The sequence below is a fragment of the Micromonospora sp. M61 genome, from assembly GCF_018070245.1.
GTDB lineage: Bacteria > Actinomycetota > Actinomycetes > Mycobacteriales > Micromonosporaceae > Micromonospora > Micromonospora zamorensis.
In genome coordinates this window covers 34882-48158 of record NZ_JAGPYA010000013.1, presented here as the reverse complement: position 1 = coordinate 48158, position 13277 = coordinate 34882, and the positions used below count along the sequence as shown (strand labels likewise).

12 protein-coding genes are annotated in these 13277 nt (G+C 71.1%); 1 reads left to right on the top strand and 11 read right to left on the bottom strand.

The features are described from left to right. Window positions 1-19: 19 nt before the first annotated feature. The 9 genes from KBX34_RS10030 to KBX34_RS09990 all read right to left on the bottom strand — a co-directional run bounded on the left by KBX34_RS10030 (window position 20) and on the right by KBX34_RS09990 (window position 10488). Complete coding sequence (locus tag KBX34_RS10030) at window positions 20-598, bottom strand: sigma-70 family RNA polymerase sigma factor (protein WP_307871367.1); 579 nt, start codon at window positions 596-598, stop codon at window positions 20-22. A 196-nt stretch (window positions 599-794) separates the two neighbouring features. After that, entirely contained in the window at window positions 795-2645 is a 1851-nt protein-coding gene (locus tag KBX34_RS10025) for an ABC transporter ATP-binding protein (RefSeq protein WP_247666798.1), read from the bottom strand. Beyond that, window positions 2642-4348, bottom strand: coding sequence for an ABC transporter ATP-binding protein (locus KBX34_RS10020; RefSeq protein WP_210790548.1), 1707 nt, complete (start codon window positions 4346-4348; stop codon window positions 2642-2644). Before KBX34_RS10020 ends, KBX34_RS10025 begins: the two co-directional genes overlap by 4 nt. A gap of 32 nt (window positions 4349-4380) precedes the next feature. Beyond that, on the bottom strand, window positions 4381-4953 hold the full coding sequence (locus KBX34_RS10015) for a gluconokinase (RefSeq protein WP_210790552.1): 573 nt from the start codon (window positions 4951-4953) through the stop codon (window positions 4381-4383). Further along, window positions 4943-6172 (bottom strand): D-mannonate dehydratase ManD, encoded by a 1230-nt coding sequence (gene manD, locus KBX34_RS10010; RefSeq protein ID WP_088948824.1) that lies wholly within the window; start codon window positions 6170-6172, stop codon window positions 4943-4945. Before manD ends, KBX34_RS10015 begins: the two co-directional genes overlap by 11 nt. Before the next feature lie 36 nt (window positions 6173-6208). Beyond that, window positions 6209-7357: a galactonate dehydratase gene (gene dgoD, locus KBX34_RS10005; RefSeq protein ID WP_210790554.1), complete on the bottom strand. Its 1149-nt coding sequence runs from the start codon at window positions 7355-7357 to the stop codon at window positions 6209-6211. A gap of 7 nt (window positions 7358-7364) precedes the next feature. Then, window positions 7365-8180: a carbohydrate ABC transporter permease gene (locus tag KBX34_RS10000; protein WP_088948826.1), complete on the bottom strand. Its 816-nt coding sequence runs from the start codon at window positions 8178-8180 to the stop codon at window positions 7365-7367. Beyond that, entirely contained in the window at window positions 8177-9127 is a 951-nt protein-coding gene (locus KBX34_RS09995) for a carbohydrate ABC transporter permease (RefSeq protein ID WP_088948827.1), read from the bottom strand. The genes KBX34_RS10000 and KBX34_RS09995 overlap by 4 nt, the downstream gene beginning before the upstream one ends. A gap of 74 nt (window positions 9128-9201) precedes the next feature. Then, window positions 9202-10488, bottom strand: coding sequence for a sugar ABC transporter substrate-binding protein (locus KBX34_RS09990; protein ID WP_307871366.1), 1287 nt, complete (start codon window positions 10486-10488; stop codon window positions 9202-9204). 135 nt (window positions 10489-10623) lie between these two features. On the opposite strand from KBX34_RS09990, the gene KBX34_RS09985 reads away from it, so the two are divergent. Beyond that, on the top strand, window positions 10624-11409 hold the full coding sequence (locus tag KBX34_RS09985; protein WP_210924613.1) for a FadR/GntR family transcriptional regulator: 786 nt from the start codon (window positions 10624-10626) through the stop codon (window positions 11407-11409). 109 nt (window positions 11410-11518) lie between these two features. Here KBX34_RS09985 and KBX34_RS09980 read toward each other — a convergent pair whose 3' ends face one another. Beyond that, window positions 11519-12301: a hypothetical protein gene (locus KBX34_RS09980; RefSeq protein WP_210924609.1), complete on the bottom strand. Its 783-nt coding sequence runs from the start codon at window positions 12299-12301 to the stop codon at window positions 11519-11521. A gap of 138 nt (window positions 12302-12439) precedes the next feature. Beyond that, the gene (locus KBX34_RS09975) at window positions 12440-13237 is read right to left on the bottom strand and encodes an SDR family NAD(P)-dependent oxidoreductase (RefSeq protein WP_210924607.1); all 798 of its coding nucleotides are present in this window, start codon (window positions 13235-13237) and stop codon (window positions 12440-12442) included. Between the last annotated feature and the right edge of the window lie 40 nt (window positions 13238-13277).

Genomic DNA, 13277 nt, shown 5'->3' with positions numbered 1-13277 from the left:
TCGGGCGGGGGTCCCAGCCTCAGCTGGTTCGCCGCGTACGGCTCTGGTCGCCCTCGGCCTGCCAGGCGGCGACGAGGTCCTCCCTCGCCCGGGCGACCCGGGAGCGGATCGTGCCGATGGGGCACTGGCAGACGTCCGCGGCCTCGGCGTAGGAGAGGCCGAGCACGTGGGTGGCGACGAACGCCTCGCGACGCTCCCGGGTCAGGCCGGCGATCAACTGGTGCAGGGTCACGCCCTCGTCGGCCCCGGCGGCGATCGCGCCGGCTGACTCGGCCGCTGTCTGCCAGTCCGGCACCGACGCGATCCTCGGCCGGGCCACCGCCGTCCGGACATGGTCGACGGCGACGCGCCGGGCGATCGTGAACACCCACGTCCGGGCCGACGAGCGGCCGGCGAAGCCGGGCAGGTTGCGGAACGCCCGCAGGAACGTCTCCTGGGTCAGGTCGTCAGCCTCACCCGGCCCGGCGAGGTGCGACAGGAACCGCCAGACCTGGTCCTGGAGGGCCCGGATGAACGCGGTGGCGGCCTGCCGGTCACCCCGGCCAGCCTCCTTCGCCCAGCGGGTCACCTGGTCGTCGTCAGCGACGCCGTCTCGCACGGACCACCGTCCTGTGTGCCACGGGCGCTCCTTCATGGCGAGGTGCCGTCGTCGGGACGCCGCCGGTCAGCCGCGCATCCTGGTTGTCGCTGGCCGGTCCGGAAAAGTTCCCGGGCTCCCCCGTTCGGTCGACTTCCCGGTTGCGTACCGGCGGGCCGGGGGGCCACGGCGGGACGGCGCGCGCCTCGCCGGCCGCTCAACCCAGGACGGGCTGCTCCTCGATCTGCTCGGTGCTCCCGCGCCCCTGCGGCGGCACGGGGTCGGGCATGCGCCAGGACCGCCACAGCTGGCTGTAGCCGCCCCCGGCCGCCAGCAGCTCGGCGTGCGTGCCGTGCTCGGTGACACGCCCATGCTCCATCACGATGATGCGGTCGGCGGTGGCCGCCTGGCTCAGTCGGTGGGCGACGACCAGGGTGGTACGTCCCTCGGTGGCCGCCACGGCGGCGCGGTCGAGGTCACGCGCACCCGCGCTGCCCGCCTCCGCGGTGGCCTCGTCGAGGACCGCGACGGCGGGATCGGCGAGGACGAGGCGGGCCAGCGCGAGCTGCTGGGCCTGGGCCGCGGTGAGGTGCCGTCCACCCTCCCCCACCTCCGTGGCGAGGCCGTCCGGCAGGGTACGGAACCAGTGGGTGGCGCCGACGAGGTCGAGGGCGGCGGTCAGCTCGTCGTCGGTGGCGTCCGGGTCGGCCAGCCGCAGGTCGTCGGCGAGCGGCCCGGCGAAGACGTGCACCTCCTGGCTGATGAGGGCGATCTCGCGGCGCAGCCGGTGCTCGCCGAGCTCGGCCAGCGGCACGCCGCGCAGGGTCACCGACCCGTGGGTGGGCGCGATGATGCCGGCGATGATCCCGGCGAGCGTGCTCTTGCCCGCGCCGCTGGCGCCCACGAGGGCGACGCGCTCGCCCGGTGCGAGTCGGAGGTCGACGTCGCGCAACACGACCGGCCCGTCGTCGTAGCGGTGCTGCGCGACGGTCACCTCCAGTGCCGCCGGTTCGGGCCGCGCCGGCCGGGCGGGCTCCGGGCCGGCCGGGGTCGCGGTGTCCGGCAGCGCGGTGACCCCGACGAGCCGGGCGAGGCTGGCACCGGCCTGCAGCACGGAGTCCGACTCGAACAGCAGCAGGCCGATGGGGTTGAAGAGGCGGTGGAAGTAGAGCGCGGCGGTGGTGGCGGCTCCCACCGTGGCGAGGTCGTCGCGCACCAGCAGGAAGCCGGCGAGCAGCACGGCGGCCAGCCCCACGAACTCCGACCGGTTGATGCGCAGCCCGAACCGCGTGAACAGCCCGAAGATCTCCAGCGACAGGTCGCGGGCTACGCCGGAGCGCGCCGCGATCCGGGCGACGTGGGCGTCCTCCATCCGGTAGGCGCGCACGGTCGCCGCGCCGCGGAGCGCCTCGGCCGTCGCCTGCGCGCGTTCGCCAGTGGCCACCCGCTCAAGGGCGTAGTACGGGATCGACCGTTTGAGGTACCAGCGCAGCGCCAGCGCGTACGCCGGTGCGGCGACCAGGCCGGCGATGCCGAGCCGCCAGTCGAGGGCGAAGAGCCCCGCCGCGGTCAACACGACGGACAGCAGCGCGCCGAGGAAGGCCGGGCCGCTGGTGGCGATCACGTTCGTCACCACGGCCACGTCGTCGCCGGCGCGGGCAACCAGGTCCCCGGTGCCGGCTCGCTCCAGGGTGGCCGACGGCAGGTGCAGGGCGCGGTCGAGGACCCGCTCCCGGAGCCGGGCCAGCACCGTCTCGCCGAGGCGTGCGGCGACCGCGGCGCCGACCGCGGTGAGGAGGCCCGCGAGCACCGCGGCACCCGCGATCACGCCCGCCCAGGTCACGATCTGCGACGTGTCGGAGCCGGCGATGACGTCGTCCACGAGGCGACCGAGCACCCAGGGGGCGACGAGCCCGGTCGCGGACGCGGCCACCAGCAACGTGCCGGCGACGGCGCTGAGCCCCGGCAGGCGGGCCAGCTCGGTGCGGAGGGTGGCCCAGGTCTGTCCGGCGGTGGCCGTCGGCAGCAGTTGCCGGGGCTCGGCCCCGGTCATGGTCGGCTCGGTCATCGCAGGATCTCTTCCCGGTAGCGGGCGTCGCTGGCGAGCAACTGCTCGTGCGGCCCCTCGGCGATGACCCGGCCCCGGTCGAGCACGACGACCCGGTGTGTGACCCGCAGCAACGCCGGGCTGGTGGTGATCAGCACCGTGCCGTGGGTGTCCGCTCCGCGGGCCGAGGCCAGCCCTTCGGCGAGCAGGCCCTCGGTCACGGCGTCGACCGCCGTGGTGGGGTTGTGCAGCACCAGCACCGGAGGGTCGGCGACGAGCGCCCGGGCCAGCCCGATCCGCTGCCGCTGCCCGCCGGACAGGTTCGCCCCCCGTTCGGTGAGCTGGCGGTCGAAGCCGTGCGGGTGCGCGGCGAGCACGTCCTCGGCCGCCGCGGCCCGCATCGCGGCACGCAGGACCGTGTCGTCGACCTGGGCGCCGGCGCTGAGGTTGGCGCGCAGGGTGCCCTCGAACAGCGCCACGTCATGCTGCTCCACCAGGACCACGGCGCGCAGGGCGTCGATGTGCAGCTCTTCGGCGGGCACGCCGTCGACGTACAGCGTTCCCCGGCGGTCCGGTTGCGGCGCCCGGCCGGCCAGCACCGCGACCAGCGCCTCGGCGTCGCTCGGGTCGTAGGCGAGCACGCCCAGGATCTCGCCGGCGCGGACGTGCAGGCTGACACTGTCGAGGCCCGCGTGACTGACCCCGTCGAGGGTCAGCCGGGACGGGGTCGGCGCGGGCGGCCCGGCGTCGCCCGGCACCAGGACCGGTGCCGCGCCGAGGACCCGGGCGACCCGCCCCGCGGAGGCCCGGGCCATGGCGAACAGCTGTACGCAGTACCCGAGCGTCTGCACCGGCTCGGCGATGAACTGGGCCAGCCCGACGACGGCGACGAGTTCGCCGATGGTGAGCCGGCCCTGGAGCGCGAGCCAGCCCGCGACGCCGGCGACCGTCGCGAGGAACAGGCCGTTGACCATGGTGGTGAGCCCGAGGTGCAGGCCCTTGGTGGTGGCGGCACGCAGGGTGACGTCGAGCGCGTGGCGGCTGGCGCCCGCGTACCGGCGCGCGGCGTGGTCCTGCGCGCCGATACCGCGCAGCACGCGCAGGCCGGTGACGAGGTCGACGGCGAGCGCGGTGGTGGCCGCGAGGGCCTCCTGCTGCGACGAGCTGCGCCGGGTGAGCAGCGGTGCCATCCGTTGCAGGGCGAGGACCAGCAGGGGTACGCCGAGGAGCACACCGAGCCCGAGCGGGACGTCGACGACGAGCAGCGCGACGGCCGCGACCACGATGGCGGTGAACGCGGCGGCGGTGAGCCCGGCGACCCGCACGACCAGCGCGGACAGTTCGGCGTCGGAGGCCGTGACGGACAGCAGCTCTCCGTCGCGCATACCGGAGTGGTGTCCACGCGGGTCGAGGGCGCTCCGGGCGATCTCGACCCGCGTCGCGTGCGCCTCGTGCTCCACCGCGGCGTACGCCATCCGGGCACCGGTCCGGTAGGCGAAGGCCAGGACGGTGAACAGGGCGGCCAGCCCGGCGAGTGAGAGCAGCAGCGCGCGGACGTCACCGGTGGCGACCGCCCGGTCGATGACCACCCCGATGGCGACGGGGACGAGGGCTTCGGCGGCCTGGTGCGTGCACAGCAACGCGATGCCGAGCAGCACCCGGCCACGCTGTCGGCGCAGCGCGCGACGAAGCACCACGCCACCGCTGATCTCGGCGACTGACATGCGAGGCGGACTCCGTTATCGATTAGGGTTGGCTAACCTAACACGCTCCCTTGCGGGTCCGGACGGCGGTAGGGGTGCAGGCCGAGGCCGTCCACTGCCGCCGCCACCAGCGCCTCCGGGGTGAGCGCGACGTCGAGCACGAGCACCGACTCGTCCGGCTCCGCCGGCTCCAGCGTGGCGAGCTGGGATTCGAGCAGGCTCGCCGGCATGTAGTGCCCCTCGCGCAGGGCCATCCTGGCCCGGATGACCTCCGCCGATCCGGCGAGGTGCACGAAGTCCAACCGGAACGTGCCCTGGCGCAGCACGTCCCGGTACGACCGCTTGAGCGCCGAGCAGGCCAGCACCGTCGACCTGCCCTCCGCGCCGCGATCGGCGATCCACCCGGCGATGTCCCGCAGCCAGGGCCAGCGGGTGGTGTCGTCCAGCGGTACGCCCGAGCGCATGCGCGCCACGTTCGCCGGGGAGTGGAACTCGTCCGCCTCGGCGAACGCCAGCCCGGTGGCTGCGCCGATCCCCCGCGCCACGGTGGTCTTGCCGGCGCCGGAGACCCCCATCACCACGACGTGCCGGGTGGGCCGGGCGTCGCCCCGCCCCTCACCAGTCATGGATCGTGCCGTCCTTGAGCCTGTTGAACGGCAGGTAGGCCGGCTCGTACGGGAAGCGGGCCGCCACCTCCTCGTCGAGCTCCACCCCGAGACCCGGCTGATCGCCCGGGTGCAGGTAGCCGTCGGTGAAGGTGAACGACTGCCGGAACACCTCGTTGGCCAGCGGGGTGTGCTTCATGTACTCCTGGATGCCGAAGTTGTGGATGGCCAGGTCGAGGTGCAGGGCCGCGGCCATGCCCACCGGGGAGATGTCGGTGGGGCCGTGGATGCCGGACTTGATCTGGTACTGGGCGGCGAAGTCGAGCAGCTTGCGCATGGCGGTGATGCCACCGGTGTGGGTGACCGCGGACCGGACGTAGTCGATCAGCTGCTCGCGGATCAGGGTCTGGTAGTCCCAGACCGTGTTGAAGACCTCGCCGATGGCCAGCGGGGTGGTGGTGTGCTGGCGGACCAGCCGCAGGGCCTCCTGGTTCTCCGCCGGGGTGCAGTCCTCCAGCCAGAACAGGTCGTACGGTTCGAGGGCCTTGCCGAGCTTGGCGGCCTGGATCGGGGTCATCCGGTGGTGACCGTCGTGCAGCAGCGGCAACTCCGGGCCGAACTCACCGCGGACCGCCTCGAAGACCTCGGGCAGGTGGCGCAGATACGCGCGGGTGTCCCAGTCCTCCTCGACGGGCAGCGGGGTGCGCTGCGCGGGTTCGTAGTCGTAGCGCTGGCCGGTGGCGCTGGGCTGGGCGGCCACGCCGTACACCGCGTTGATCCCCGGCACCGAGGTCTGCACCCGGATCGACCGGAAGCCCTCGTCGAGGTGGCGGCGGATCGAGTCGAACAGCTCGGGAAGGTCCCGTCCCGACGCGTGCCCGTACGCCATGATGCCGGTGCGGGACGCGCCGCCCAGCAGTTGGTACAGCGGCATGCCCGCGGCCTTGGCCTTGATGTCCCACAGCGCGACGTCGACCGCCGCGATGGCCGCCATCGTGACCGGTCCACGACGCCAGTACGCCGAGCGGTACAGGAACTGCCAGGTGTCCTCGATCCGGTGCGGGTCCCGCCCCATCAGCAACGGGGCCACGTGGTCGCGCAGGTACGAGGCGACGGACAGCTCACGGCCGTTGAGCGTGGCGTCGCCCAGGCCGGTGATGCCCTCGTCGGTGGTGATCTTCAGGGTGACGAAGTTCCGGTCGGGGCTGGACACGATGATGTCTGCTGCGACGATCTTCACGGGGGTGCCTTTCGTTCCTTCAGGACCGGGGTTGTCTCACCATTCGGCGAACGAGCCGTCGGGGTGCCGCCAGGTCGGGCTACGCCAGGCGTGGCCCCGCTTGTCGGCCGTCCGCACCGCGTGCTCGTCGATCTCGATGCCGAGGCCGGGTGCGGTCAACCGCTGTACGTAGCCGTCGACGAAGGTCAGCGGGGTCTTGTCGAGGCAGTAGTCGAGCACCTCGGCGCCCTGGTTGTAGTGGATGCCGACGCTCTGCTCCTGGATCAGGAAGTTGGGCGTCGCGAAGCCGACCTGGAGGCAGGCGGCGAGGGCGATGGGCCCGAGCGGGCAGTGCGGGGCGAGCTGCACGTCGTACACCTCGGCCAACGTGGCGATCTTGCGCACCTCGGTGATGCCGCCGGCGTGCGCGAGGTCCGGCTGGGCCACGGCGATGCCGGCCTGCAGCACGGGGAGGAACTCCTGCCGGCTGTAGAGCCGCTCCCCGGTCGAGACCGGGGTGGTGGTGCAGCGGACGACCTCGCCGATCAGGTGCGAGTTCTCCGGCACCACCGGTTCTTCGAGGAAGAACGGCCGGTACGGCTCCAGGAGTGGGGCGACCCGCCGGACGTTGGCGAGGGTGGATCGCCCGTGGAAGTCGACAGCGACGTCGCGGTCGTCGCCGAGGACCTCGCGGGCGACGGCCACCCGCTGCACGACCGCGTCGAGTTCGGCAACCGAGGCGAGCGCGCCCATCCGCCCCGACGCGTTCATCTTCACCGCGGTCAGGCCCGCCTCGACCTGGGCGCTGATCTGGTCGCGAATCTCGGCGGGCTCGTCGCCACCGACCCAGCCGTAGACCCGGATCCGGTCCCGGACCGGCCCGCCGAGCAGTTGGTGCACCGGGGCGCCGTAGTGCTTTCCGGCGATGTCCCAGAGCGCCTGGTCCAGACCGGACACCGCACTGGCCAGGATCGGGCCGCCACGATAGAAGGAGCCCTTGGTCATCACCTGCCAGTGGTCCTCGATGCGCAGCGCGTCCCGACCGGTGAGCAGCTCGCTGAGCTGGTGGACGGCCGTGCGTACGGTCTCGGACCGGCCCTCGCAGGTCGCCTCGCCCCAGCCGACGATGCCGGACTCCGTCTCGACCCGGACGAACAGCCAGCGCGGCGCGACCAGGAAGGTCTCCACCTTTGCGATCTTCGTCATGGAGCTGTCAGCCCTTCGTGGCACCGGCGGTGAGGCCGGAAACGACGTACTTCTGCACGAACAGGGCGATCAGCATGATCGGCAGGGTGACCACTGTCGCGGCGGCCATCAGGCCGCCCCAGTCGATGCTGGCGTACCCGACGAAGTCGAAGATCGCCACGGGCAGCGTCTTCGTGTCGGAGCCGGAAAGCACCAGGGCGAACATGAAGTTGTTCCAGGAGAAGATGAACGAGAGGATGCCGGCCGTCGCGACGCCGGGCACCGACAGCGGCAGGGTGATCCGCCGGAACGCGCCGATGTGGGTCAGCCCGTCGACCAGCGCCGCCTCTTCCAACTCGGTCGGCAGGCCGTCGAAGTAGCCCATCATGATATAGACGATCAGCGGCAGCGACACGAACATGTGGCTCAGGATCAGCACGCTGAACCCGCCGACCAGCTTCAGGTTCGAGAAGACGTAGTACCAGGGCACCAGGAGCGAGACGCCCGGGATCACCCGGGCCATGAGCACGACCAGCGCCGACTTCTTCATGTTGAAGCGGCTCATCGAGTAGGCGGCGGGCACGCCCAGCAGGAGCGAGAGCGTGGTGGCCGCGAACGCCACCCAGAGGCTGTTGCCGATGAACTCGAGATAGTTGGCCTGCTGGAGGACGGTCTCGTAGTTCTTCAGGCTGGGTGAGAAGACGAACGCCTTGGCGGTGTCGTAGATGTCCACATTGGTCTTGAAGGACGCCGCGATCATCCAGAGCAGCGGCGCCATCAGCCCGAACACCACGACGACGAGAGCTGACGTGCGGAAGACGCGGTACGGCTTGCTCGGCTTCATCGGCCCAGCCCCTTCTTGCGATAGGTGAGGGCCCACATCACCCCGATGATGATCAGGAAGAAGATGATGAGGACGGTCGACGAGACGCCGTAGTCGTTGTAGTCGAAGCTGAGGCCGTAGGCGTACACGTTGAGGGTCTCGACCTCGTGGAACGACCCGCCGCCGCGCCCCTTGGTCGCGTAGAGGATGTCGAACGTCTTGAGCGCGTCGATGCCGCGCAGCAGGATGGCGACGATCACCGTGGGCATCAACAGCGGGAGGGTGACGTGCCGGAACCGCTGCCAGCTGCTGGCGCCGTCGATCCGGGCCGCCTCCTGGGGCTCGTCGGAGAGTGAGGTGAGCCCGGCGAGCAGGATCAGCACGACCATCGGTGTCCACTGCCAGATGTCGATGAACATCGTCGTTGGCAGGGCCGAGTTCTGGCCGGCCAGCCAGGGCTGTGGGCCGATGCCGATCCAGCCGAGCAACTGGTTCGCCATCCCGATGTTGGGGTCGAAGATGAGGCGCCACATCATGCCGACCGCGACCGGGGTGGCCACCAGCGGCAGGAGGATCGCGACGCGGACCCACTTCTCACCGCGGAAGGGCCGCCACAGCAGCAGGGCTATCGCCATGCCGAGAACGACCTCGAAGAACAGCACGACGCCGGTGAACAGGACCGTACGCCAGACCGCCGGCCAGAACCGGTCGGTGTCGGTGAGCACGTCGAGGTAGTTCTGGAACCCGATGAATTCGGATTCGGCACGCACCGAACCCTCGGCGTCGGTCAGGCTCAGATAGCCCGTCCACGCCACCGGAAAGATGATCAGCACGGCGACGAACGCCATGGCGGGTGCCGCGAAGAGCCACTTGCGATGTTTGTTGGCCCACTGCGACCAGGCCGACGACTCCGGGGACGCCATGGGGGCCTTGGGCGAATCGGTGCGGGGTGCGGTGACGGCTGACATTCAGATCTCCGGGTTCGGGGGCCAGGTCCCGGCGAGGCGGCGGAGCACGTCGGCTCCGCCGCCCGGCGCGTGGGTTACTTCGCCTCGTCGTCGAGGAACTTCTGGAACGCCGCGTTCGCCGCGTCCGCCGAGCTGGCGGCGTCCTTGCCGGTGATCGCGTCGACGATCGGCTGGCCGACGATCTCGCGCGCCTCAGCCACCTTGACCACCAGCGGGCGGTCGTGCCCGACACCGTTCGCGGTGCTGACCGTGTTGGCCTCGGCCAGGTCCTTCGGCAGGGTCGCGGTGCTCGCCGGGTTCGCCCAGACCGAGGTACGGGCACCGGGCACGCCCGCCGTCTGCTGCGCCAGCGCCTGCTCCTTGCCGGCCGCCCACTGGATGAACTTCCAGGCGTTGTCCTTGTTCTCCGAGCTGTCGTTCATGCCGAGCGCCCAGGAGGGGATGTTGTACGGCTTCGACCCGGCAGGGCCGGCCGGGAACGCGGCGAAGCCGACGGTGTCGACGACCTTCGACTTGGTGGGGTCGGTGGCGTTCTTGTAGAGCGAGTTGGCCTCGGTGTAGAAGGCGGCCTTGCCCTGCGTGAAGATCGCCATCGCCTCCGACCAGCTCATGTCGGTGCTGATGTTCTCCGGGCCGTGGTCCCGGAGCAGGCCGCCGTAGAAGGCGTACGCCTGCTTGGCCTGCTCGGTGTTGACAGTGGCCTTTCCGCTGCTGTCCACGAAGTCGCCACCGAAGCTGAAGAGGAAGCTGGAGAACTGGGTGACGGCGGCGGCCTTGCCGGTACGAGCGACGAAGCCGGCGACGCCGGGGTTGTCGGCCTCGATCTTCGCCGCCTGTGCCTTGAGTTCGTCGAGGCTCTTGGGCGGTGCGGTGAAGCCGGACTTGGTCAGCAGGTCCTTGCGGTAGTAGAGGACCTCCTGCTCGGTGATGATCGGCAGGCCGACCACCTTGTCCTCATAGGTCGTCGCCTGCACCGGCCCGGCCTGGAAGTCGCCGAACTCGAAGGCGCTGTCCGACTTGACCCTCTCGCTCAGGTCGGCGAGGTACTTGTTCTTGCCGAACTGCTTCCCCTCCTGCAGGGGCCGGTACATCATCACGTCGAGGTCGGTGGACCCGGCGTTCAGCTTGACGTTGTACTGGTCGGACAGTTGGTCCTCGCCGAGCTGGGTGACCTCCACCTTGAGGCCGGTCTGCTTCTCGAACTCCGGCAGGGCCTTCTTGATGTTCTCTGTCCAGACGTGGTTCACCAGCGTCACGCGGACGGTCTTCGAACCTTCGCCGCCATCGTCGCCGCCGCAGGCGGTGAGGCTCATGGCGGTGACCACGGCCAGAGAAGTGCCGATTATCGATCGACGTCGCACGCTTGTCTCTCCTTCTGTCGTGGCCGCCGCCCTCGGAAGAGCCGCTACCTCGGTGTTACATCCGCTTAACATCGGGATGCTAGGCCGAATAGACGGATTACTTCAAGAGGTTGATGTAAATGATATGATCTTTGAGTGGAACCGTCCTCAGCAGAGGTTGCAGCCGCTCAGACCGCCCCCGCCGAGGCTGGGCTGCACGCCCGCGTCCTCGACCATCTGGGCACCGCCATCTGCGGCGGCGAGCTGGCGCCCGGCGCGATTCTCAACATCGACGAACTGGTCGACAGGTACGCCGTCTCCCGCTCGGTCGTCCGCGAGGTGCTGCGCGTCCTGGCGTCGATCGGGTTCATCGAGGCACGCCGCCGGGTGGGAGTGATGATCCTGCCGGCCAGCGCGTGGAACGTCTTCGACCCGCAGGTGATCCGCTGGCGGCTCGCCTCGGCTGGCCGGATGGCCCAGCTCCGGTCGATCACCGAGCTACGCACCGCCGTCGAGCCGCACGCGGCCTACCTGGCGGCCAACCGGATCGGCCACGACGAAGCGAGTGACCTGGTCGGGCTGGCGGCGAAGATGTGGGCGGCCGGCGAGGCCGGTGACGAGGAACGCTTCCTGCACCTCGACATCGAGTTCCACCGGCGCGTCCTGCTCGCCTCCGGCAACGAGATGTTCGTCCGGCTTCAGGATCTGGTCGCCGAGGTGCTCACCGGCCGGCACAAGCACCACCTCATGCCGCACCACCCGCACGAGCAGGCTCTCCAGATGCACGCGGACGTCGCCCAGGCGATCCAGCGACGCGACGGCGCACGCGCCCGGCAGGCGATGGTGCAGCTGATGGAGCAGGCGTTCGACGAGATGAAGTCACTGTGGGAGCAGACCTCGGTGCCCCCACGGAGCCCGGACCACGGCTCGGCCAGTCGCTGATCGACTCGGTTTTCGTGAAGTCGCGGTGTCAGGTCGCCCCGGACACCGCGACTTCCGTGAAACCGAGTCGATCATGGGCCGGCGCCGGGTGGCGCCGACCGGATCGGTCTCAGCGCGCGGTGCCGCGACCCGATCGACCCGCACCGGCGGAGGGCCGGTGCGCGATGCGGGGCGCCCGCACGGCGGAGGCGTTGCCGGCGCCGGGGCGGTAGTCCCGTGCCGCGCTGGCCACCATCTCGTCGGGGTCGCGGGTGAGCTGCTGCCGGATGTGCGCCGGCACGACCTCGGACGTCGCCATCGCCAGGCGGACCTGCACCGACCGGTCGTCGACCAGGCGCTCCAGGTCTGCCTCGTTCAACTCCAACGAGCGGACCAGCGCGGCACGCACGTCGACCACCGGGTCCGCGGCGAGCGCGCTGCGCTGCGCGGCGGTGGTCCGCGGGTTGCGGGCGACCCCCTTGCGTACGCGGGCGGTGCGATCGGCCAGCAGGGTGTTGATCACGTCGAGGTCGTGGGTGTGGGTGGCGAGTCGTTCCCGTACCTCGGGTGAGACGTCGTCGGTCAGCTTGGCGGCCAGCTCGGGCTCCAGGTCCCGGCTCTCCGCGAGGAGGCCGCGAAGCTCCTTGTCCGACGCCTGTGCCATGGCCCGGCGGACCGACTCGTCGCAGGCCGGGTTGCTGGCGACCGCCCAGCGGATCCACCGGTCGTCGTCCTTGACGAGACGCAGGAGGTTGGCGATCGAGGTGGAAGGGTTCCTCGCCACGGCCTCCCGGACCTGACGATCCTGGTCCCTGGTGAGCGGTCGCAGGGCCTGCGCGGGCGCGTCGGCCCGAGCGGCGACCGCCTTGCGGACCACCGCCGACGGGTCGGACGCCAGGTCGATAAGGGTCATTTGTGGCGTTGTGGGGTCCTGTGCGAGGGCGAGCCGCGCGTCAGCATCGCCACCGATCGGACGGTGGGCGGTGGCGTCGGACCCGCTGTGACGGTCGGGCTCGCCGACGTCCTGCTGTTTCCCCATGACCCAATCATGTCACGCGCCCGATCCGGCACTGCGGGCCTGACCAGCGCCAGGTGGCACCTGGGCGGGTAGTCGCAGGCCGGACATGCCACCATCCACCGCCAGCGACGTCCCGGTAACCGACCCCGTGGTGGGCGACGCGAGGTAGACGACGGCGGCGGCCACCTCGTCGGCGGTCACCAGACGGCCGGTCGGCTGACGGGACGCGAGCTGCCGCTTCTCCGCCGTCGGGTCGGCCGCGCCGGCCAGCAGGCGGGCCACCCATGGCGTGTCGACGGTGCCGGGGGCGACACAGTTGACCCGGATTCCCTCGGTCACCAGGTCGGCGGCCATGGCGAGGGTGAGGGCGTGCACGGCACCCTTCGACGCCGAGTACAGGGCGCGTCGGGGCAGGCCGACGGTCGCCGCGATCGACGAGACGTTGACGATCGCCGCCGACGACGATCGACGCAGGTACGGCAGGGCGACAGCGCTGGTGCGGGCCACGCCGGTGACGTTGACGTCGAGCACCCTGCTCCACCGCTCGTCGTCGTCCTCCTCCACGGTGCCGACGGCGGAGATGCCGGCGTTGTTAACCAGGATGTCGATGCCCCCGAATGCCTCGGCGACCGAGGCGACGGCCCCGCTGAGCGAGGACCGGTCGGCCACGTCGGCCCGGACGCCGTGGACGTGCGGATCGTCGGGCAGGCCCGACAGGTCCAGGTCCAGGACGCCGACCCGGGCGCCGGCGGCCACGAACGCCCGTACGCAGGCGTTGCCGATCCCCGAGCCACCGCCGGTCACCACCGCCACGAGACCGTCACACCGCATGTTGCTCTCCCATTCCGAGTAGTCCTCCAGGTTGACGCAC